Origin of the sequence: Aliivibrio sp. S3MY1 (assembly GCF_028765575.1) — a bacterium.
Lineage (GTDB): Bacteria > Pseudomonadota > Gammaproteobacteria > Enterobacterales > Vibrionaceae > Aliivibrio.
Map to the genome: position 1 here is coordinate 1 of NZ_JARACO010000031.1, position 23,921 is coordinate 23,921.

Genomic DNA, 23,921 nt, shown 5'->3' on the forward strand with positions numbered 1-23,921 from the left:
ATCAATTTCCCTTTACTGTTATGAATAGAATTGACATTTCTTGTGGTCTGGTTACCATTTCATTTTTATATGACGAGAAATGCCCATGTCTGAAGTTGAAAATACAAAAAAAGAAGCTATTGATTTAGCAACTATCTCTCCAGAACTTAAAAAAGTAATTGAGTTTGAAAGCGTTCCTGAAGAAATGTGGCACATGCTTGTTTCTGTTCATGAAGTTGCAGAAATTGCGGTTCGTGAATCTTGGGATGAAATGCCAAGAAGTGCGCAACAAGTTTTAGATAACTTTGAACAATTCCACGCATTAGTTTCTTTAAGCCAAAGCTACGCTGGTTATGATTTCATGGCTGAGTTCGAAACGATTGAACTTCCTGAAAGCATGGACGACGACGCTAAAGCGGAATACCGCTCTCAGCTTCTTGACCAAGTTCTTCATAACTGTGTGAAAGATCTTACTAAGCAAATTAAAAAAGCACGTCGTGATCCAATCATGAGACGTGAACTTGCTGACATCTTTAAGAAGTAATTGATGTTAAAGGTGGCCAAGCCACCTTTTTTCGAGGAATTATAATGGCTCGTACTGTTCGTTACACTTATAAATCAGAAACGAAAGAGATCCCTTTTTCGTTCCGTGAATTTCACGGCCCATTTGAAGCCGCTGCGGCAGCGGAAGGCATTGATATCTCAAAATTTGATACCATGCTTAAGCAAGTGGAAATGGCATCAAGTAACCCTGGTGCAGTAAAGGATTTCCGTCACAGCTACTTTACTAAATTAGGTTTTAGTAAAGTCCGCTTTGTGAGAGATGGAGAATAACGCAATTATCTGATTTGCGTTAATCTACCTAGCATTGATGGATGATAAGACCAAGTATGGTCAAACATCGCCATTAATGCTGGATTTCCATATTTAGATAAACACACCGCATGAAAACGATTCTGACACTGTTTTAAGTCCCCTACCATCGCATCGATATGTTCCGATTGCGTTGGTGCTATAAAGTCTGATAATACAACTAAATCAGCATTTTTATATTTATCCCCGTGCATAAGCTCAATTGATTGCTCTAACACCGGTTCTAAATCCGTTCCGCCATGAAATCTATACGATAAAAAGTCTGCAACCTCTTTAAGTCCATCTTGTTTTGATAGCTCATAGGTGATTTGTTGAGTTGAAAACAAAATAACATAACAATCTCGTTCTTCTGCCAATGCTATTTGCATTAACCCATAAGCAAGAGCCTTCGCACACTGCTCAGGAAAGCCACTCATGGAGCCTGATGCATCAACACAGATAACAAATGGCCCTTTCTCAATTAAAGCGTTATTTGATGCTCTTGATTGAGCCGTGACTTTACGCAATTTTCTGTCAGCTCCTTCCATACGATAATTCATTAAGCGTTTATCGACTAAGTGCTGATAAAAAATCACTTCAAGTTCTGGATGAGATAAGAATAGCGTTTCATTTGGCAATAATCGACTGAGATCATCGCCTTCTTGTATGCCTACGATGTCATCGGTTACAAAGTCACTTTTCTCTTCCACCACTTTGACTTCTTCTGCAACGGCTTGTGAACGGTCATGATCTTGAGCTTCATTAGCCATGCGACCCAGCTTTGCAGCTATCTCTTGTAGGCCTTTATTTTTCTTAAGAAAACGAGCATGAAGCTTCATGATATCAACATTTGACTTAGTCAGTCTTGCCGATGCCATGTCCCATAATTTGCCTATCTGTGCTTCATCACCTTCCGCTGAAACTGATTCCATTGTTTTCAATGTTTCAATTCGTTGATATAAATCGGCTAACAGCTTTTCTTTATCCTCTTTAAGCTCCGTTAATTGTGCTTTTTTTATCGCATCTGAAAGGCTTTCATACCAGCGTTCGCAAAAAAAACGAGGGAACATTGGATTAAATAACCCTTTGTTATTTTTTACCAATTTACTGGCTTCAATATAAAATGAAGAGTGCCATTCTAGTTTAACAACCACTTCTTCTATCTTTTGATAGAACTCATCTTCACTCCAATGTATTACCTCTTGATATAAACCCAGCTCTTCTTGTATACGCTCAGTTTCACACACTTTTGTCATCTTGTGTTTCACTTTACCACGCCATTTTAAGATATGATTTTTAAGGGTGGGTTTTATATTAGGGTTAGATTTAGCCGCCGTTAAGAATTGCGGTCTTGATAAAATCTCAGTAATTGAGGAGTCTATCATCCCTGATTCGGCAACCATTACTACTAAGTTTAATGCATCTACACCTAACATAAATCTCCTCGCATACTAAGACACACCATACATCTAAGAATAGTAATCACTAAATTTCAACATTCGACGACTTGCTCCATCAAACTGAATTTTACAGTTTTCAATACGCTGACCCAAAAGATGCAAGCTATTTTCAATCACAGATGGCAAGCTCTCTTCGATAAAATGATGAGGCAGTGCCGCATGAAATTGTGCACGACTTTTTCTTAACTGGTGCTCTGCTTCATCCAATTGACGTTGATTATGTGCGATCTTTTTTGTCCACTCATCAAACTGGATCTGTGTAGGATCATTATGACCGACCATACCAACAAGAACAGAACGATTTGCGATATCTTTGATTACTAATCTGGAGTCAGCATCCAATTCAAACGTTAAACTGCACAAGTTTTGATTCTGATTTACATAACCATATACCGTTGCTCTACCTTCCTTCATCTGTTTAGCCAGCTCTTCAGGGTTAACGTATACCCAACGGCTGTCCCCTTTTTCACTTTCAGAAACAGACATATTTGATTGCAGCATAATAAACTTCACCAATTGATTGGTATGACCAACGCTGTAACGTTTCCCTTTATTTAAATCAAACTCAAAGCTTTCTTTTTTAATTAAACGATTACCGCCAGATTCAATATGAAAAGCAATGCCTTGTTCAACAAGAACTTGCACTTCCATCTCTGCGATATCGGCTTGAATCATCTCTATGTTCATCGATACATTTTTTTGGTCAAACGCTTTGTCTGAAGCAAAGGTTCGAATACTTTCTCTTACTTGCTCGCGGTTTTCAGGGGTTGTCCATAAACAATCTTGAAGTAACAGTAAATCCATTGGATTAATTTCATCACGACCACTAAAAAATGCAGAGGCTTTAAGTAATTTAACGGATTTTTTCCAACGGCGATCTGAAACATATAATGAATCATCATAAGACGCATTATGTTTCTCAAGCATGGTTTTTAGCTCAAACAGTTTTTCAAATACTTCTTCTGATAGAAGAAGTCCATCAAACTCTTTTTGCCACTGATGGTATTCTGCATCTGTAACGACTAATGTTGGGTCGATTTCAGTTTCTTGGATCGTGCCCGTCATCAGCATGGATTTAAAATTGTTTTTATCTTGGATACGATTAACAAATATGCGAACTAACATTCGATCATATAAGGCGTCTAAGCCACTGTCTTCATCCGGTAATTCATTTGAGGCAGAAATAAGAAGGCGCATTGGCACTGGAAGGATTTCATTGCCATTTTTAAAGGTTTTTTCATTAACCACAGTTAGCAAGGTATTAAGAATAGCAGGACCCGCTTTCCAAATTTCATCTAAGAAGACAACTTGAGCTGTAGGTAAATACCCTTGAGTCAATCGAACGTATTTGCCATTGTCTTTAAGCTCTTGAATTGATAATGGTCCAAAGACCTCTTCTGGTGTCGAGAACCTTGTCATTAAATATTCAAAATAGCTACTATTATCAAAGGCTTTAATTAATCGTTTCGCTATTAAGCTTTTAGCGATACCTGGAGGACCAAGCAAGAATACACTTTCACCAGAGAGTGCCGCAAGCAGACACAACCTCATTGTATCTTCTCGTTCATATACACCATCAGATAGCGCGGTTGTCAGTTTTTGAATACGTTCTGATAACAACGCTCGTTCTGCACTGGTTCTTATTGAGTTACCTTGCATTACACTCCCTTACATTTCAGATATCACACTTCTCTTGAGTATAATGTAATTTTTAATCGCTACCTAGTAGCCCTTTAGTGTAATTGGCTGATAAACAATCAAATAAACTGGCTATTTAATCGTAATTGGTCATTTTAAGTAATTCGCTCCAGCGTGTTTATTAAATACGATACAGAGTTTAACTCTCTTAAATTAAATAAATAGAAAGATCTCATTCTCATTATTTTCACATCTATAGGCACTATGTTATCGTTGCTCTAAAGTGAAACATAATAATAACAGTGCCATTCTGTATTCATCTGAAAATATATAATGCGCCAATGCAAGGAAGTAAACATGATTGATTTTCGCTCGGATACCGTAACAAGACCAACTCAAGCCATGCGTGATGCCATGGCGAATGCCCCAGTGGGCGATGATGTGTATGGTGATGATCCTACCATTAATAACTTAGAGGCATGGGCAGCAGAGCGACACGGTTTTGAAGCGGCGCTTTTCACTTCATCAGGTACTCAGGCTAACCTACTTGGCTTAATGGCACATTGTGAACGTGGTGATGAGTATTTATGTGGCCAACAAGCGCATAACTATAAGTACGAAGCGGGCGGTGCTGCGGTGTTGGGTTCAATTCAACCTCAACCTGTTGAAAATAATCCTGATGGTTCACTTTGCTTTAGTAAACTTGAAGCTGCCATTAAACCGGATGATTTTCATTTTGCCAGAACCAAGTTGCTGAGTTTAGAAAACACAATTAATGGTAAGGTTTTACCTCTTTCTTATCTGGCACAAGCGCGTGAGTTTGTAAATAAACACAACTTACAACTTCATCTTGATGGCGCACGAGTTTATAACGCAGCAGTTGCCCTTAATGTTGATATTAAAGAGATCGCTCAGCATTTTGACAGCATGACAATTTGTTTATCAAAAGGATTATCAGCCCCTGTTGGCTCTTTATTATTAGGTACTGCAGAATATATCCAAAAAGCACGCCGCATTAGAAAAATGCTCGGTGGTGGAATGAGACAAGCGGGTATTTTAGGGGCTGCAGCAAAACTGGCACTGACAGAACAAGTACCACAGCTAGCCATTGACCATAGCAACGCTCTGTATTTAGCAGAACAACTGAATACAGTCGCTGGTTTCAACGTTAATGTTAAGCATATACAGACCAATATCGTCTTTGCTCGTTTAGACAGTCAAATCGATATTCATGATGTTGTACAAAAAGCGAAAGAGCAAGATATCTTACTGTCTGCAAGTAACCCTATTCGATTTGTTACTCATAAAGACGTTTCAAAAGAAAACATTGATACTTTAATTGAGTTTCTAAAACGCGAAGTCTAATTGCCTACAAATAAAAATAGCAGCTCACTTCAGCTGCTATTTTTTAGAATAAAAGAGGGTAAATATTACCCTTCAATCACCCTCATTAACAACGAACCATCACACATCGCTTGTTTCACTAACGCTGCACCCGGCATTGTTGCTTGGGTATAAAAACGACTTTCAACTAATTTAGTGTCTTTGGCATACAGTGGTAATACTTGGTTTTGAATTGCATCCATAATCACTGGATAAAGCAGTTCTTTTGAGAGGTTAATTTCTCCCCCAATTAATACAATTTCAGGATTAAATAGATTAACCATGATCGCAATGGCTTCACCAAGGTTATGACCAAGCTCTGTAATTACTTGTTTTGCCAACATATCTCCTGCATTAGCCGCAAGACAAATATTTTCTATTGTTATCTCTTTATCTGTTAAGGATGTCTGATGCCCATCATTAATTAGCTTTTGAACCTGATCACGTAACGATTTAGCACTGGCTACTGTTTCTAGGCAACCTGAATTACCACAATGACAACGAGCACCCAATTTATTGATTTTGATATGCCCCATCTCACCAATATTGCCCGTTCTGCCTTGTAAAACTTCACCATTCATAATGATACCAGCACCAACACCATGGTGAATTGATACCAATATTGAGTTCTCGTGCTCTTGAGAGTTACCAAATAGTTTCTCTGCCAATGCCCAACTACGCGTGTCATTACCAACAAAAACAGGAAGCCCCGTTGCTTCGTATATTTTTGGTCCTAGAGGCAAGTTATCAACGTTATAATGAGGCATTTGAATAACAAGGCCTTGTGTTGAAATCACTAAACCTGGTAATGAAATGGCAATACTCGTGATCCTTCCAAGCACTTTAGAATATTTTTGAAAAAACAGTTCAATCTCAACCAATAATTTAGCAAGTAACTCATCTTGCTCTATTTCTTGAATAGTTTGCCTTTCTTCAATGAGCTGCTCGCCCCCTAACTCATGCAATGCAATCGTTAAGTACCCTCTGCCTAAACGTAGCGATAAAAAATGCCAACCGTTGTTATCTACTTCAAGCCCAATTGCAGGTCTACCACGACTATTTGCTTCTTGTACTTGCGTTTCTTTGATAAGGTGTGCATCAATTAATTCACGTGTTATTTTTGTAATACTGGCAGGCGCTAAATTACTTTTTTTAGAAAGGTCGATCCGAGAGATAGGGCCAAGTTGATCAATTAACTTATACACCCGTCCAGCATTTACTTGTTTTAAATGATCAATGTGTCCGGGTTGGGCCACGTACATGCTTCTCTCCAGTAAATAAATATCATCGCATATCATTTTTTTACTTTGCGAACAAATTGTGAAGTCCAAGTGTTAACCTACGTGACGTCTATCACGAAGAACATGAAATATTTACTGAAAATGCGACTTTAACACGTATTTCAATCACCAAATTTTGTAGTTTTTTATTTGAGTAAAATAATTATGTCATCGTCAACATTTAAGATTAATGAGCTATTCGAAACCATTCAAGGTGAAGGTACATTTACCGGAGTTCCTTCTATTTTCCTACGATTACAGGGCTGCCCTGTAGGTTGCTCTTGGTGTGATACCAAACAGACATGGGATGTAGAGCTCAGCGACCAAACTGATTTAGCCACTATTTTAGCGAAAACGGAAGATAACCCTAGCTGGACAGAGCTCACTAGCACTCAAATTATTAACATGCTTAAAGAACAAGGCTACACAGCCAAGCACATGGTTATCACAGGTGGTGAACCATGCATGTATGATTTAACGCCATTGACTGAAGAATTAGAACAGCATGGTTACCGTTGCCAGATCGAAACCAGTGGTACTTACCCTGTTCTCACATCAAAACATACATGGGTAACCGTATCACCAAAAATTAATATGAAAGGTAAACTTCCTGTTTTAGAAGAAGCCTTAATGCGTGCAAACGAAATTAAACACCCTGTTGGTACCCATAAAGACATCGAGCAATTAGAAATACTCTTAGACGGTGTAAAACTGCTTGATGATGTCACCATTGCATTACAACCAATTAGTCAAAAACCACGAGCAACCGAACTTTGTATTGAAACTTGCATCAACCGAAACTGGCGACTTTCTATACAAACGCACAAATATTTAGCGATTGCGTAATGCTTTTTTACAATTTCCTTGTATGAATCATGGAATTGTCATCATTCTCGATATATGTTTACTCGATCATGGAATAAACACAATAACATCCCTCTTGGAGATAATATGTCTAACAGACTACGTAGAACAAAAATTGTTACCACTCTTGGCCCTGCAACTGATCGTGATAATAACCTAGAAAAAATCATTGCCGCTGGTGCAAACGTTGTTCGTATGAACTTTTCACACGGTAGCCCAGAAGACCACATCATGCGTACTAAGAAAGTACGTGAAATCGCGGCAAAACTTGGTACTCACGTTGCTATTCTTGGTGACCTTCAAGGCCCTAAAATTCGTGTATCTACTTTTAAAGACGGTAAAATCCAATTAGCTATTGGTGATAAATTCACACTAGATAGCGATTTACCTAAAGGCGAAGGCAATCAAGACTCTGTGGGTCTAGATTATAAAGAACTTCCACAAGACGTTGTTGCTGGTGATGTACTGCTTCTTGATGACGGTCGTGTTCAACTTAAAGTAACTTCTGTTGAAGGTAACAAGGTTCACACTGAAGTAACCGTTGCTGGTCCTTTATCAAACAACAAAGGCATCAACAAACAAGGTGGCGGTCTTTCTGCTGACGCACTGACTGAAAAAGACAAAGCGGACATCATCACTGCTGCGGCAATGAAAGTTGATTACCTAGCGGTTTCTTTCCCACGTAATGGCGAAGACATGAATTATGCTCGTCGTCTGGCTCGTGAAGCGGGTCTTGAAGCAAAATTAGTTGCTAAAGTTGAGCGTGCTGAAACAGTAGCGACAGAAGAAGCAATGGATGACATCATCATGGCTTCTGACGTGGTAATGGTTGCTCGTGGTGACCTAGGTGTTGAAATTGGCGATCCTGAGCTAGTTGGTGTTCAAAAGCAACTTATCCGTCGTGCTCGTAGTCTTAACCGCACGGTTATTACTGCAACACAAATGATGGAATCAATGATCACAAGCCCAATGCCAACACGTGCTGAAGTTATGGATGTTGCTAACGCCGTACTTGATGGCTCGGATGCGGTAATGCTTTCTGCTGAAACAGCCGCTGGTGACTTCCCTGTTGAGACAGTAATGTCTATGGCAAGTGTATGTATTGGTGCTGAAAAAGTTCCAACGGTAAACGTATCTAACCACCGTTTAGATCGTCGCTTCACTACCCCTGAAGAAACGATTGCAATGTCTACTATGTACGCTGCAAACCACATGGAAGGCATCACGGCGATGATCACGCTTACTGAGTCTGGTCGTACTCCACTAATGATGTCACGTCTAAGCTCTGGTTTACCAATCTTTGCTTTATCTCGTAACGAAAGCACACTAAACCGTGCGGCTCTTTTCCGTGGTGTAACGCCAGTATTCTTTGATGAAAACGCTGACTCAGGTCTTCCATCAACGTACGCAGCAATCAATACGCTAAAAGAAAAAGGCTTATTGAGTTCTGGCGACCAAGTTATCATTACTCAAGGTGATGTAATGGATATCGTTGGTTCTACTAACTGTATGCGTATCATTACGGTTGAGTAATTAATCGATATTTAAACCAAAAGCCTCGTAGATCAAATTGATTTACGAGGCTTTTTTATGTGTTCTATTTTTTATAATTACTCAGATTTATATTATTTTTCAATAAGAATCACTCTGCATTCATAAGGTCTAAGAACCATACTCGACTGTGGTTTCTCCGCCTTCATATCTCCATAATTACTCAAAATATACTCTGTGCTTTGTCCTTGAACATCAAGATATAACCCTACTTCATTGTCATAAAAGTTATGAGCGGCAATTAATCGATGGGTTTCATTTTCACGTTGATAGCAGAACAGCTCTTTATGCTCTGGCATCAAATCGACATAATCCCCAGTGGTAATCACATCAATATCTTTACGCAGTTGAATGAGTTTTTTATAAAAATAAAATACCGACTCTTGATTTTCCAATGCGGATTCTGCATTCACTTGTGGGTAATTGTTAGCCACAGATAACCACGGTGTACCTTGAGTAAAACCTGCATGGCTAGCGCTATTCCATTGCATCGGTGTTCGTGAGTTATCACGAGACTTTTGATCTAAGATCTCCAACATTTCAGCTTCGGATACTGATTTTTCTTGATTGACCATAATGTCGAACATATTGGTACTTTCAAGATCTCGATATTGACCTATAGACGTATAATGTGGGTTAGTCATTCCGATCTCTTCGCCTTGATAAATATACGGTGTTCCTTGCATCATATGCACTGAAGAGGCGAGCATTTTAGCGGATAATTCACGATATTCTTTGTCATTACCTAAACGACTCACCACTCTTGGTTGATCATGATTACACCAGAATAAAGCCCCCCAGCCTTTGCCATTTAAGCCAGTTTGCCAATGATTGAAGATCGACTTTAACGATAAAAAATCAAACCGGGCTTTAGTCCACTTTTCCCCATTTTTGTAATCAGCTTTTAGATGATGAAAATTAAATACCATTGATAATTCTTTACCACCTTGAGATGAGTACTGCTGACAATGCTCTAACGTGGTTGATGACATTTCACCTACGGTAACCGAGCCATACTTTTGAAAAACGGCGTCGCTGATCTCTTGTAGATATTGATGTACTTTAGGACCATCGGTATAAAAGCGTCGCCCATCGCCACTTTTATCATTAGTAAATTCATGTGGCTTTGAAATAAGATTGATAACATCTAAGCGGAAGCCATCAACTCCTTTCTCAGCCCAAAAGCTAATAATGTCTTTTACTTCTTGACGAACTTTGGGATTTTCCCAATTTAAATCCGCTTGTTCTTTAGCGAATAAATGTAAATAGTACTGATTTGTCGCGTCATCTAACGCCCATGCATTACCACCAAACTTTGATTGCCAATTTGTCGGTTCTTTGCCATCAACAGGATCTTTCCAAATGTAATAATCACGATATTCACTTTCTTTATTACCAAGCGCAGACTGAAACCAATGATGCTCTGTTGAGGTGTGGTTAACAACTATATCCATAATAATACGAATACCACGCGACTTTGCTTCTTCCAGTAGATTATCAAAGTCAGTCATGGTGCCAAAACTAGGGTTAATCGAATAATAATCAGCGATGTCATACCCATTATCGATCATTGGAGATTGATAAATAGGTGTTAGCCAAATCGCATCGACACCCAATTTTTTAAGGTAATCTAACTTAGAAATAATACCTTGAATATCACCAGTACCTTTATCGCTACTGTCACAAAAACTTTTTGGGTAAATTTGATAGATAGTCGCTGTACGCCACCATTCTGAATTTGTCATGTTTATTCTCTCAACCACTAAAAAAGAGAACACCTCTGTTCATATTCACATCATTCAGAGGTGTTATTTCATATTTGTTTGTTACTGTTTATACCGCTGACACAGCTAGCTGATCTTTCGCCTGTGCGCGTTTATACATCGCAAGTGTCAATATTGCGGGAACAAAAATCGCGACTAGCATGGCAATACCATAAATGCCCCAATATTGTGGTTGTATAGAAAGAATACCGGGTAAACCACCAACACCAATGCCGTTTGCCATCACACCGGCCCCACCACAAATAGCCGCTGCAATAGCAGAACCAATCATTGCGCTTAACATTGGAAATTTATATTTTAAGTTAATCCCGTACATCGCAGGCTCTGTCACACCAAGGTAAGCTGAAATCGCGGCAGGCACTGAAATGTCACGCTCGCCACTTTTCTTACTGATAATGATAATCCCAACAACAGCAGACGCCTGAGCAATGTTTGATAATGCAATTAATGGCCAAATAGGTGTGCCGCCTAACTCTTGCATCAACTGTAAGTCAACTGCATTGGTTGTATGGTGAATACCTGTAATAACTAATGGTGCATAGAAGAAACCAAAGATCACAGACCCAACAATAGCAAAATCTCCAGTCATAGCCGCTTTAGCAGCCATCGCTACCCCATCACCAAGCACTCGACCAAATGGACCGATAAAAGCGTGAGCTAAAATGACAGAAACGATAATTGAAACAAAAGGCACAACAACAAGATATAGATAAGAAGGAACGATGCGCTTTAAATTTGTTTCAATAAAGGCCAGAGCAACCCCTGCTAGCATTGCAGGAATAACTTGAGCTTGATAACCGACCTTCTCGATAACAAACAGGCCAAAATCCCACACTTCAGGTACTTCTTTACCAATCAGATAAGCATTCATCAATTGCGGTGATACTAAAGTCACCCCTAATGTAATACCTAAAATTGGCGTCCCGCCTAACTTTTTCACCGTTGACCAACACACGCCAACAGGCAAGAAGAAGAATATAGCTTCACCAATCAACCATAAGAATGAATGAACGGTTGCCCAAAACTGGCTAATTTCAACTAAGGTTTGACCATCAAACATTTTTAGATCGCCAATGACGTTTCTAAAACCTAGGATCAAACCACCAGTGATAATAGCAGGCAGTAATGGAACAAATATTTCAGCAAGATGCGAGATCCCCCGCTCTAAAATATTCATATTTTGACGAGCTGCGAGTTTTGCATCCTCTTTTGACTCACCTTTATCGCCTGAAAGTTCATTCAATATCTTAAATACTTCATCAACTTCAGTCCCAATGACGACTTGAAATTGCCCAGCGTTGGTAAAACACCCTTTTACCATTGGGATTTTTTCAATCGCTTTTACATCAGCACCTTTGGTGTTATTTAATACAAAACGTAAGCGAGTCAAACAATGACTTACGCTAGCGATATTTTCTGATCCCCCGATCAGTTCGATCAAACGTTGTACGTCCTTTCTCTCTATTTTACTCATACCTTTGTCCACGTTGATTGTTATTCTCACACTCATGGGAATGTTCCCATTTCGTTTTAAGTATAATGACAAAGATGAAACAAAAAATAAATGGGAACAATCCCATAAGGTGAATCAGATCACAATAACGCGTGTTTTTTAGACAATATTAAAGAGATAAAGGCTGGGTTAGATGTGCAATACTTGCACTGGATTCTAATTGTTGTAAAAGCTGTTTGGCGGCGCTCTCCCCTGCATATTGATAGCCTGGATTAATACTAATAATGTTGGGGAATAGAAATGAAAGTAGCTCATTACCACCAACACCAGTGATCTGAACATCATTACGTTGTAACTCTTGGAGGCGCTTAGCAACCCCTAGAGCTAACGTATCACTAGCACAAACAATGGCTTGAATTTCATCATCAAGAACAGAATCAACTAACGCATAAGCACTGTTGTGATCTAACTGTCCCGTGGCAAAATTAGGAGAAATATCATACTCTTGGCACCATTCAAGATAAGCATCCAAACGTAATTTACCCGTTGTTTTATCGCTAGGATCAACACCGACATACGCAATATTTGTTAAGTGTAGTTCAGAAAGGTAATGTAACGCTTGTCTGATAACGCCATGATTATCGTAATTAATTGAGCTCACCTTATCCGTGTCCATTGCGATCACAATAATTCGCTCATTCCAACGCTCAATTTCAGCCATATCACAGTCTGTAAAACCAAATAAAATGACACCATCCACGCTGCGTTTTCTTAATACTTCTAAGTGCTCATTGGTTTTTTGAGTATCAAACTGGCTCTCCATGATCACGGCATCATAACCTTGCTGATAAATAATCTCTAAAATGCCGCTAATGGCTTTATTTTCTGAAGGTGAATCAAGACGAGATGTGATGATCCCTATTACTTTTTGACTGCCACCACGCATACTCTGAGCGGATTTAGAGGGAGTAAACCCAGACTCTTTGATTATCTGTTCTACTTTGAAGCGAGTTTCTGGTTTCACTTTTGGATCATTGGTTAATACACGAGAAACCGTCGATTTTCCAACACCAGCCATTTTAGCTATATCAAGAATCGTCAATTTTTTCGTCATATATTAAGTATCCAATAAGTAAAATTCAAAGTGCGATTATAGCTTATCTATTAAAATTCTAAACTGAAAATACTTACCTACAAGTATCTAATTTACATTTTCTTATATAACGAAAATATTTATTAGATTTTTGTAATATTACATCCCTATTGATATTAAGTTTGAAGCCAATCGAAGGTTATTAATTTCAACATCTAACTTCACCGAGAGTTTAATAATTTAATATTGAAATCATTAAATAACGTGATATTACTTCAAAATACTCAACCAAAAATAGAGGTGTATATGTATAAAATTTTAACTCTTTCTATTGCAGCCCTTCTTGCTGGTTGTGGTGGAGATAGCGATAGTGGTGGTGGAAGTAATGGCGGAAGTTTACACGTATTTAGCTCTTCACCACATGTTAGCGTACAGGGTAATGCGACAGAATCAACACGAGTAATTATACCTGTAAACTCAAAAGGAACGACCTCAAAAAACCTCTATTTTGGTGCGTTTTATGACAGTATCGCTATCCAATCAATTTATATGAATATCACCTCAGACAGCACAGGTAATCTTGAGGTTGATTTTATTCCTGGTTACGCTGTTGGTGATGGACAATCAACACATAATGTCTCTATCAATTTTTGCTATGATGAATATTGTAATGAACAAGTGTCTGGTTCTCCAATTAATGCCACCATCAATTATAACGTAAGCTTAGACGATGAAATTAGTATGGTAAGTGCAGAACCTACAATAAATCGAGAATACAATTATGACGATACTAATATCACCGATAACTTCACCTCAAAAGAAATTTCAATTACTGGCAGTAATAGCAACTCAGTTATCTTAAATCGGGGAAATGATAGCGACTTAATTAATAAATTTAATGTCACACAACGAGCTGGGTATTTCTTCGATCTTGCTCTAGGTTTAAAGTTACCAGGTAACCTATCAGTTGGTACACATAGTAAAAGCTTTATGGTCAATGCTTGTTATGATGACGAATGTGCCTACCCTATCAAAGGAAGCCCACTACTTGTTCCAATGACCTATAAAGTTAACTCTCCTATTGCTAGTGGTGACGAATCAATTGCCATAAATGATCCTCTTGCATTTGATTTCACAGTTAATGAAGCTGAATATATACAAGGGTTAGATGTTTTAGTTATGACATCAGTATCCCCTGAAAATGCCATCTACGTTTATGACATAAGCAGTAATACAACTGAAAAATTTGCACTTACAAGCTATCCTAAAAACCTATCCGTTGATCACAGTGAAAAACAAGGCCGAATTGCAGTTAGTCAATATTATGGTGTTTTTATTATAGATTATAATAAAGCAAGTCCATCCACCTCTTTCCAAAAACTTTTAAACTCAAATTCCAGCCAATCAAATATTGCAGTAAAAGGAGACTACGTTTATACGATAGATAGTGGATATAATTGGCAAGCTTTAGAGCGAATAAACATTAATACTGGTGATATTGAAACCAGTAATTCAAGCGAGTTTTATGGCGGGCCAATATTAAAAGTAACTCCAAATGGTGAAGCTTTGTATACACAAGATATAAACTCAAGCCCTCGCTCATTTTCAAAAGTCATATTAGATTCAGAACGTTGGGATGAGCAACCAAAATCAGATAGTTATCATGGTACTTATGATCATGGTGATGATTTTTGGTTTGACCGGACTGGACATTATTATTATTCACAAACAGGAGATTATTTTTTCATCTCTGACTTTGAGTTTATGGATATGACTCACGTAGGGCAACTTCCATTACAAGAATATGTAAACGGTGTTGGCTTAGATGAAACCGCTGAATTAAAGCACCTTTTTGATACAGGCGCTTATCTATGGGTTATTGAAGAATACCCATTTAATATGATCAGACAACTACGAAAATCAAATAATGCAGAAATCACACGCTATGAAGAAAAAACCTCTATGATAGATGGGGTAAATTACACAGAGTGGCCATTTTTTGTTTTTGAATCCAATAATGGTCATATTTTTACATTACAAAATGCTTATGACGGAAGCGACATAAAGAGAACATCGCTACTTAAACTTCAATAAATAAAATAAACGCACAAGTATAAACCTTGTGCGTTTTTATTTATCTCTAAAAGCTACTCATTACTCAAGTGATCACTTCTTCCAGCGATCATAAGCGCGGGTAACGATCTCATTCGCCGCTTTCCATTCCTTACTGTTTAATAACGTTTTTCTATCAAAGTGTTGTGTTTTTAATAGTGAATTAGCTTTTTCTACCGTTTGAATAGCTAAGTTATCTAATACTTCGACGGCTGATTTTCGATTGTTGCACATCAACACCATATCACAACCTGCATCTAATGCTTGCTGAGAGCGCTCTGCAGGCCCACCCATGATTGTGGCACCTTCCATGCTCAAATCATCAGAGAACACCAAGCCGTTAAAGTTAAGCTGTTTACGCAATACGTCTTGCAACCAATAAGAAGACCCACTCGCAGGTGATGCATCATACTCAGGGTAGATAACATGTGCTGGCATCATCGCATCTAAAATACCCGCTTCTATTTGTGCTTTAAAAATCGCCATATCCAATTCAAAAATATTGTCACGGTGATCATAAGGGGTTTCTAAATGGGAATCCGCGATCACACCACCGTGCCCAGGGAAATGTTTCCCTGTCGTAGAAGTGCCCGCCGATTTCATGCCTTTCATAAAAGCGGTGCTGTATTTAACGATAGTATTAATGTCATCACCAAATGCACGGTTACCAATCGCTTTACAATCAAAGCCATTATCTAATACAGGCGCAAACGTAAGGTCGATGTCATGAGCAACGAGCTCTGAACACAATAACCAGCCTGCCGTTTTCGCTAACTCAAGGCCATTATCCATTTCAGCATACGCTTGCGCAGGTGGAATAAGCGTAAATTCATCTCTAAAACGCTGAACTCGGCCGCCTTCTTGGTCAACACCAATTAGAATTGGGCGCCCTGCCGCTTTACGAATAGAAGCGGTTAATGCTGCTAATTGCTTTGGATCATGATAATTTCGAGCGAAAAGAATTAATCCACCCACTGTTGGATGTTGAAGCAACTCGCGCTCTTCTGCATCTATTTCGTACCCTTCAACATCTAGCCATAACGGACCCATAACGTTCTCCAAATCGTCTTAATTTTTATAGGCTTAAAGTATCACGCCCTTTCTCATTTTAACATCTTATCTATGGAAATTTTGTGTCAATTGTGTGAGTAACATAGATATTATCTCAACACTTTATGGCACAATAAACTCGTTAATTAATCCGTAGTTATGGAGTATCCACATGGAAAAATACATAGGCTTAATGTCAGGAACCAGTTTAGACGGGGTCGATGCGGTTGTCGTTGAGACAAATGGCACAAAAATCAACCTACTTGGTCATGCCGATTTCCCACTGGATCCTCAACTAAAAGCAGATTTACTGGCGGTTTGTACTGGGCAGCAAACTAACCTAAAAGTGATTGGAGAAATCGACCATCGTTTAGGTCACTTATTTGCGGATGCGACACTCCATCTTCTTCATACACTCAATCTTAAACCAGAAGATATCACAGCCATTGGTAACCATGGACAAACGGTTTTTCATTCGCCTGACGCACAATATCCTTTTACGATGCAACTTGGTGATAGCAATATCATCGCGGCTAAAACAGAAATTAATACCGTTGCTGATTTTCGCCGTAAAGACATGGCACTAGGCGGACAAGGCGCACCATTAGTACCCGCTTTCCACCACACCTTATTTGGTAAGCCAGAAAGTACACACGTTATTTTAAACATTGGTGGCATCTCTAATATTTCTATTTTACAGAAAGACTCCCCTGTTATCGGTTATGACACAGGCCCGGGTAACATGTTAATGGATGCATGGATCACCAAGCACCAACAAGTAAGCTATGATAAAGATGGCGCATGGGCTCGTAGTGGATCCGTAATTGATGAACTTTTGATAAACCTAAAGCAGCATAGCTATTTTGCTCGCCCTTATCCAAAAAGTACCGGGCGTGAGCTATTCAACTTAGATTGGTTTTCTCAATATATTGAAAATACCCCTTATCTACCACAGGATGTGCAAGCAACGTTATTGGAGTTCACCGTAGCTACGATTGTCGATCAGGTTCTAAAATTCCATGTTGGAGAGTGTGCAAAACTGCTCGTTTGCGGGGGTGGTGCTCATAACCAATATCTAATGGAAAGACTGCAATTCCATTTACCAAAATGGGCAGTTGTTACCACTAACGACTACAATGTAGATAGTGACAATATGGAAGCAATGGCGTTTGCATGGTTAGCACATCAACGAATTCATGATTTACCAAGCAACGAACCGGATGTGACGGGCGCTTCTCGTTATGCAAGTTTAGGTGTAATCTACCCGGCATCTTAAATAGAAATAATAATAATTTAAAGTAGCTCATATGCATATTGCAGAACAATTAACGCCATTATGGCGCAGCAAAAAATCACCTGATTCTTGCCACTCTTTAAAAGAGCAATTGGCCTGGTTAAACGATGCTGATGATAACTTCAAACTCAAAGCAATCAATAAAGAACAGCTGGATGATAAGCACTTACCATTAAATCAGTGGTTACCAGCCAACTTATCTAACGCGATTGAGTTATTTGGCAAAAAAAACGACGTCAATACGAACGTTTCAGCTTCCATGTGGCTAAAATCATTTAATAACCAATTTTTTACCAGCCTAGTCGCGCTACGTTTACGCTTTAATCGCGTTCCTATTATTCAGTTTAACGATATTTTCATTTCAACCCCCAATGGCGAAAAAATAAAATCACTAAAAATTAATAACGCATGCCCTTTTATTTGCCTTGCAACCGATCCTTTGGCATCTTCACCTCAAGCAACCGTCGTAAAGAGCCAAGAGAAACTTGATGACGCATTTAGCCATTTATTACAGCAGATAGGTGGTGGGCTAAGTGTGCTATTTGAACAAGAAAGACTGAAACACAAACCATTTTGGGGAGCCGTTTCACTGGCTGTCAGCGTCTTTTTCATGCGCTTGACTGAAAATGGATTATCTTCTGATCTAGCAAATCAACTTGCGCCACAAGCACAGCAATGGCTCAATAGCGTAATGCCAGAAATTGGCAAAAACCTTGCTCATATACGAGTAGCAGAAAATAAACATCAGGCAATTCTTTATGTCCAACGTGAAACCTGTTGCATGAAATACAAAATAGATGGCAAGAAGAACTGCGCTACCTGCCAGTTATTAAATGAAGAAGAGCGTCATAAAAAGAACATTAAGCGTATTCCTTAAACGGCAAACCAATTAATAAGCCTATCAAGAGTAATGTGTTTGTCACCCTGCTGACATATTACTTTTACAAATATTAAACAAAACTGACATTAATCTTTCATATATAAATTTTATCTTAGAACCCAAGCAAATAACTAAACCTAAACGGACTGTTTTGGTTAATTTAAAGGTATGGGATCTAATGAAAAAATTACTACTATCGACAGCTATTTTATCTTCTTTTGTATCAGCCCCTCTTTTAGCAGCAACGATTTACGATCAAGATGACACTCAACTAAAAGTGGGTGGCAGAGCCGAAGCTCGTGCAAATATCTCTGATAATAATCAAACCGTAGCAGATAGTTCATTTGAAGACAAAAGTCGTGCTCGTATTAATTTAAAAGGCAAAACTAAAATTAACGATAGCTTAGGAGCATTTGGTACCTATGAAGTCGAGATTGGCAGTGGTAAAAACAATACTGTAAATACGCGTTACTTATTCGCAGGTTTAAGCACAAATATTGGTAACTTCTCATATGGTCAACAAGATTCAGCGCAAGTAATGATCACCGATTACACTGATATTTTAGCTACATTCGGTGGTGATGCCGCTGATTTAACAACAGGCAACAAAGACAAACGTGAGAATAACTTTTTGTACTCTGGTGAGTTTGATGCACTAACCATTCAAGCAAACTACATTGCTAGTAACGAAAAGAAAAACGATAGCTTTGGTATTTCAGGTATGTATGCATTACCAATGGGCTTAGATTTTGGTCTTGGCTATACCTCTGGTGAACAATCACCAGATGGCGTAACAAAAGTAGATGCTGAACAAATCAACTTAGCGGTTCGCTACACACTTAATGCCTTTATGGTGTCTGGCTTATTTACAACAGGTGAAGTCGATAAACTTGATGCCACTGGCTATGAACTTGCCGCAGCTTATAAACTTGACCAATGGGTTTTCCAAGGCGTTTATAACTTCCAAGAAATTGACAGCAATGACACAGCAAACAATGTTGCCATTGAAGCCATTTACAAATTAAACAAAAGCTTTCGTACCTATGCAGGCTACAAGTTTGAGCAGATTGATAACCTAGATGACCAACTTCAGTTTGGCCTACGTTACGATTTCTAATCCAGCTTAATGCACCAAAATTTTAGCGCTCTGGGTGGAGGGCTAAATACAAATCCGAAACCATTACTGCATGGTTTCGGATTTTCTTTTCTTAAAGAGACAGAGTACTTGGGTAAAGTATCAAGATCTGTTATAACGTACCCTTAAATCACTACTATTATATGGTTACTCATGAAATTACTTGTTCGCAATCTTCCTCGTACTATGTCTGAATTCCAACTGCGTGAAATGTTCCAAGTACACGGTTCATTCAAATACTGTAAGTTAGTAATCGACGAAATTACTGGTGAATCAAAGGGCTTTGGCTTTGTTGAAATGCTAGTAGAAGAAGAAGCGTTAGCCGCTATTGCAGCAGAAGACGGTAAAAAGTTTGGTAAAGACAAAATTCGTGTAAAAGCTGCAGAATAAGCCACTTACTTCTGTAAACCAAACGCATTCGGGTGATTCAAAAATCAGCGGTCTCAACCTATTTTTGAATCACTTATCTTTATGCGCATCATTCTGCAATATCCCCCTATTTCATCCCTGCTAATATAGATATCATTATGCCTACGTCTGATCTGTGTTTTACCTCTTTTTCTCATCCAATTGACAACCACACTTTGCCTGAGCGATTCACTTTTCCATTTTATTATGAACCGCATCCGTTATGTGAATTAGCTGCAAAACAGTTACAGCGTTACTTAGAGAACCAAACTGAATGGCAGCATAACTTTGGTTTAGAGAATCAATTATCGACCGCAGGCAACAACGAAAAAGCCATTGGTAAGATGTTTGGTGTATTACTCGTTCAACATTCATCAGGCGAGATCGGGTTCTTATCTGCGTTTTCGGGAAAAGTGGCTGACAGCAATCATCTTCCCCACTTTGTTCCTCCGGTCTTTGATATGTTAGAAGAAGACGGATTTTTTAAAGCAGAGTTAGCAGAGATCACTGAGATAAATGCAATCATCAAACAGCAGCAGATGAATCCATTACTTGCTGATTTAACCACATCAGTAAAAGCAGAGACTATCGCTTCACAAGAGCAATTAGAAGCCCAACGCCAAGTGATGATTGAAGGGCGAAAGTCACGTAAAGAACAACGTGCAGAAGCAGAAATCAACGCTAAAGATGGCTCTCAAGAATCAATCGATACGCTAGAGCAACTAAAGATACAATTGGGTAAAGAAAGTATCCAAGAGAAAAATACATTAAGAGATCTTAAGATCTTTTGGGACGATAAAGTTAGCCGTATTCAACATCAATTAGATGAGATCAATAGCGAATTATCGCAATTAAAAACAGCGCGCAAAAATCTATCTAATGCATTGCAAAAGAAGCTATTTCAGCAATATAAATTCTTAAATACCCATGGTGTAGAAAAAGATCTCAATGATATTTTCAAAGACACGCCAAACCATACTCCCCCAGCAGGATCAGGTGAATGTGCTGCACCTAAATTATTACAATACGCCTTTGCTCATGGTTTAAAACCGTTAGCATTAGCTGAGTTTTGGTGGGGTGTTGCTCCAAAATCTGAAATACGCCAACATAAAAAGTTCTATGCTTCTTGTCAAAGTAAATGTCAGCCAATTTTAGGCCATATGCTTGAGGGGATTGAAATGGATGAAAACCCATTACTGATAAACCCAGCAGAAGGCAAAGACATTGAGATCGTTTATGAGGATGAGTTCATGCTTGTCATCAATAAACCCGCTGACTTTCTATCAGTACCCGGTAAGAATATACAAGACTCAGTGTATACACGCATTCAACAACGTTTCCCTAATGCAACCGGAGGGTTGATCGTTCATCGCTTAGATATGGCGACCTCTGGATTAATGATATTGGGGCTAACCAAAAAAGCACATAAACGATTACAGAAACAGTTTATCAATCGCACCATCGAGAAGCGTTACACCGCCTTAATTGATGGTGTATTGGCACAAGATAAAGGCATGATCACACTGCCATTGCGTGGGGATCTATATGATCGCCCTCGTCAGTTAGTCTGCTTTGAGCATGGAAAACCAGCAGAGACAACGTATCAAGTCATTAAGCGCATAAAAGATAAAACTAAAGTTTATCTGTACCCAAAAACTGGACGTACTCATCAATTACGAGTTCACTGCGCTCATCATTTAGGCTTAAACATGCCAATTACAGGTGATGACTTATATGGTAAGAAAGCGAACCGATTACACCTACACGCTGGTTATTTATCTCTGACTCATCCAATGACTAAAGAGCCAATGGAATTTGATATTGAGGCGGAGTTTTAATATGCAACCACACAACATAGCATCTTCAAAATTTACACGATTTTCTGGTCAGATCGATACTATTGCTCTGCCTGAGCGTTTTACCTTTCCTTATTTCTACGTCCCACATCCATTGGCCTCACTTGCAATGGAAGAGCTACAGCACTATTTGGATAATCAAAAAACATGGTCCCATGACTTTAGCACTCAAGGTAAAATGTTTGCCGTTCTCGTCGTCAAAAATCAACAAGGTGAACTTGGTTATCTCTCCTCTTTTGCTGGCACGCTTTCAGACAGTGAAGAAAGTCTCAGTCAAGCGCCTGATTTTTTTGTTAATGCTATTTTTAATAACCAAGCGCACCATAATCTATTTTCTAACCAAGAAAACGAAATCAAAACCCTTGAAGCAGAGATTATCCGATTAGAAAACGCGCCTGATTTTGTCGCATTAAAAGAGAACCTAGCCGCAAGTACGGCTCAATCAGAACAAGAAATTTCAGCGTTTCAGCAAGCAATGGCGGCAGCAAAAAAAGAACGAAAACTGCGTCGCTCTCATGCTGAATCAGGCTCTGAATCACCATTATCTCAAGATGAATTAAGCGCCTTAATTACGCTTCTTGGAAATCAAAGCAGTCGTGAAAAACGAGATTTAAAGCAGTTAAAACAGCAATGGCAGCAGACTATTACTGAATTAACCACGCAGCACAATGAATGCCTTGAAGCGCTTAACGTAGTTAAACACCAGCATAAAAAATTACGCCAAAAAGTAAAAGATGATGCATTAAAAGCGACTCTATTTCTTAATCAAGCTGGTGTATCAAAGAGTCTGTTTGAGCTATTTAATCAAAATAATTCGACTACACAGACTCAAGATCCAATCCCTTACTCAAGTGAGCAAAACTTACCTAAGCTACTGCAAGCGGCTTTTACATTAGGCTATACACCAATAACATTAGGTGAATTTTGGTGGGGTTCTGCACCGTATGAGCAAGTTCGCCAACACAAAAACCGCTATCCCGTATGTCAAAGCAAATGTTTTGAAATCATCGAACACATGCTTGATGGTATTTATGTTGATGATAGCCCATTAGAACAAACGCCCTCTTATGGAAAAGAGTTAGAGATCGTTTATGAAGATGATGTCATGGTCGTTGTTAATAAGCCTGTTGAGTTTTTATCGGTACCCGGTAAGTTTATTACTGATTCTGTCTATACTCGAATTCAAGCGCGCAACCCTACCGCTACAGGGCCTTTAATTGTTCATCGCTTAGATATGTCGACCTCTGGCTTACTCGTATTAACCTTAACGCCAGAAACCAATAAACAGGTACAAAAGCAGTTTATTGAGCGCACAGTAGAAAAACGCTATACCGCTCTACTTGAAGGTAATATCAGCAATGACAGTGGTTTAATTACGCTACCATTACGCGGGGATATGGAAGATAGACCTCGTCAAATGGTTTGCCATAGTGACGGTAGAAGTGCAGAAACATCTTACCAAGTTATTGAGCGTAAAAATAATCGAACTAAAGTTCATCTATACCCTAAAACGGGCCGCACTCACCAACTTCGAGTGCATTGTTCACATCAAGCAGGATTAAATACCCCGATTGTGGGCGATGATATATATGGCTTTAAAGCAAGTAGACTGCATTTACACGCAGGATATTTAAAATTTCGTCACCCTATCACTGGCAGCGAGATGGAATTTGAAGTCGAGGCTGAATTTTAATTGTTTTATAAATAGCTCAAAATAGTCAACTGGCACGAGGTCGTGCCAGTTTTTTATCTTATTCATCAAGTAAAGATTGCTTTTTTTTGTAAAAGAGTTATTTTTCGTCATCTTATAAATCACTCGGTCACGTCGCCCGATGATGAATAGCCCTTA

General features: G+C 38.8%; 19 protein-coding genes. 12 read left to right on the top strand and 7 right to left on the bottom strand.

Features of this window, described 5'->3' with window-relative positions; translation table 11 throughout:
* Positions 1-85: 85 nt before the first annotated feature.
* Together PVK62_RS15255 and PVK62_RS15260 are read left to right on the top strand one after the other, a co-directional pair.
* Positions 86-523: a DUF3069 domain-containing protein gene (locus PVK62_RS15255; protein ID WP_274444800.1), complete on the top strand. Its 438-nt coding sequence runs from the start codon at positions 86-88 to the stop codon at positions 521-523.
* 44 nt (positions 524-567) lie between these two features.
* Positions 568-813 carry a DUF2960 domain-containing protein gene (locus PVK62_RS15260; RefSeq protein ID WP_122033561.1) on the top strand — a complete coding sequence of 82 codons (246 nt, stop codon included), beginning with the start codon at positions 568-570 and terminating at the stop codon, positions 811-813.
* A gap of 5 nt (positions 814-818) precedes the next feature.
* Here the strand turns inward: PVK62_RS15260 and viaA are convergent, their stop codons facing one another.
* Together viaA and PVK62_RS15270 are read right to left on the bottom strand one after the other, a co-directional pair.
* On the bottom strand, positions 819-2,267 hold the full coding sequence (gene viaA / locus PVK62_RS15265) for an ATPase RavA stimulator ViaA (protein ID WP_274444802.1): 1,449 nt from the start codon (positions 2,265-2,267) through the stop codon (positions 819-821).
* 33 nt (positions 2,268-2,300) lie between these two features.
* Positions 2,301-3,950 carry an ATPase RavA domain-containing protein gene (locus PVK62_RS15270; RefSeq protein WP_274444803.1) on the bottom strand — a complete coding sequence of 550 codons (1,650 nt, stop codon included), beginning with the start codon at positions 3,948-3,950 and terminating at the stop codon, positions 2,301-2,303.
* 336 nt (positions 3,951-4,286) lie between these two features.
* On the opposite strand from PVK62_RS15270, the gene ltaE reads away from it, so the two are divergent.
* Complete coding sequence (gene ltaE, locus PVK62_RS15275) at positions 4,287-5,294, top strand: low-specificity L-threonine aldolase (RefSeq protein ID WP_274444804.1); 1,008 nt, start codon at positions 4,287-4,289, stop codon at positions 5,292-5,294.
* Between the two features lie 65 nt (positions 5,295-5,359).
* Here ltaE and mlc read toward each other — a convergent pair whose 3' ends face one another.
* The gene (mlc, locus tag PVK62_RS15280; RefSeq protein ID WP_274444805.1) at positions 5,360-6,574 is read right to left on the bottom strand and encodes a sugar metabolism global transcriptional regulator Mlc; all 1,215 of its coding nucleotides are present in this window, start codon (positions 6,572-6,574) and stop codon (positions 5,360-5,362) included.
* A gap of 183 nt (positions 6,575-6,757) precedes the next feature.
* On the opposite strand from mlc, the gene queE reads away from it, so the two are divergent.
* Positions 6,758-7,438, top strand: coding sequence for a 7-carboxy-7-deazaguanine synthase QueE (queE, locus tag PVK62_RS15285; protein WP_274444807.1), 681 nt, complete (start codon positions 6,758-6,760; stop codon positions 7,436-7,438).
* Between the two features lie 105 nt (positions 7,439-7,543).
* Positions 7,544-8,989, top strand: a complete 1,446-nt coding sequence (gene pyk, locus PVK62_RS15290; protein ID WP_274444809.1) for a pyruvate kinase — start codon at positions 7,544-7,546, stop codon at positions 8,987-8,989.
* Positions 8,990-9,081: 92 nt separating this feature from the next.
* Here the strand turns inward: pyk and treC are convergent, their stop codons facing one another.
* The 3 genes from treC to treR form a co-directional block, all read right to left on the bottom strand.
* The gene (gene treC / locus PVK62_RS15295; protein ID WP_274444810.1) at positions 9,082-10,752 is read right to left on the bottom strand and encodes an alpha,alpha-phosphotrehalase; all 1,671 of its coding nucleotides are present in this window, start codon (positions 10,750-10,752) and stop codon (positions 9,082-9,084) included.
* 88 nt (positions 10,753-10,840) lie between these two features.
* Entirely contained in the window at positions 10,841-12,265 is a 1,425-nt protein-coding gene (gene treB, locus PVK62_RS15300; RefSeq protein WP_274444811.1) for a PTS trehalose transporter subunit IIBC, read from the bottom strand.
* A 148-nt stretch (positions 12,266-12,413) separates the two neighbouring features.
* Positions 12,414-13,358: a trehalose operon repressor TreR gene (treR, locus tag PVK62_RS15305; protein ID WP_274444812.1), complete on the bottom strand. Its 945-nt coding sequence runs from the start codon at positions 13,356-13,358 to the stop codon at positions 12,414-12,416.
* A gap of 285 nt (positions 13,359-13,643) precedes the next feature.
* Here treR and PVK62_RS15310 point away from each other — a divergent pair, with 285 nt between their 5' ends.
* Positions 13,644-15,431, top strand: a complete 1,788-nt coding sequence (locus tag PVK62_RS15310; protein WP_274444813.1) for a hypothetical protein — start codon at positions 13,644-13,646, stop codon at positions 15,429-15,431.
* Positions 15,432-15,503: 72 nt separating this feature from the next.
* Here the strand turns inward: PVK62_RS15310 and nagZ are convergent, their stop codons facing one another.
* A complete protein-coding gene (gene nagZ, locus PVK62_RS15315) occupies positions 15,504-16,499 on the bottom strand; it encodes a beta-N-acetylhexosaminidase (RefSeq protein ID WP_274444815.1) in 996 nt (331 codons plus the stop codon).
* Between the two features lie 172 nt (positions 16,500-16,671).
* On the opposite strand from nagZ, the gene PVK62_RS15320 reads away from it, so the two are divergent.
* From PVK62_RS15320 to PVK62_RS15345, 6 genes are all read left to right on the top strand, one after another.
* Positions 16,672-17,775: an anhydro-N-acetylmuramic acid kinase gene (locus PVK62_RS15320; protein WP_274444816.1), complete on the top strand. Its 1,104-nt coding sequence runs from the start codon at positions 16,672-16,674 to the stop codon at positions 17,773-17,775.
* Between the two features lie 31 nt (positions 17,776-17,806).
* Positions 17,807-18,670 (top strand): (2Fe-2S)-binding protein, encoded by an 864-nt coding sequence (locus tag PVK62_RS15325; RefSeq protein WP_274444817.1) that lies wholly within the window; start codon positions 17,807-17,809, stop codon positions 18,668-18,670.
* Positions 18,671-18,851: 181 nt separating this feature from the next.
* Positions 18,852-19,790 carry a porin gene (locus PVK62_RS15330; RefSeq protein ID WP_274444818.1) on the top strand — a complete coding sequence of 313 codons (939 nt, stop codon included), beginning with the start codon at positions 18,852-18,854 and terminating at the stop codon, positions 19,788-19,790.
* A 171-nt stretch (positions 19,791-19,961) separates the two neighbouring features.
* Complete coding sequence (locus tag PVK62_RS15335) at positions 19,962-20,198, top strand: RNA recognition motif domain-containing protein (RefSeq protein WP_274444820.1); 237 nt, start codon at positions 19,962-19,964, stop codon at positions 20,196-20,198.
* Between the two features lie 137 nt (positions 20,199-20,335).
* Entirely contained in the window at positions 20,336-22,054 is a 1,719-nt protein-coding gene (locus tag PVK62_RS15340; RefSeq protein WP_274444821.1) for an RluA family pseudouridine synthase, read from the top strand.
* Position 22,055: 1 nt separating this feature from the next.
* Positions 22,056-23,765: an RluA family pseudouridine synthase gene (locus PVK62_RS15345; RefSeq protein ID WP_274444822.1), complete on the top strand. Its 1,710-nt coding sequence runs from the start codon at positions 22,056-22,058 to the stop codon at positions 23,763-23,765.
* Positions 23,766-23,921: the final 156 nt, after the last annotated feature.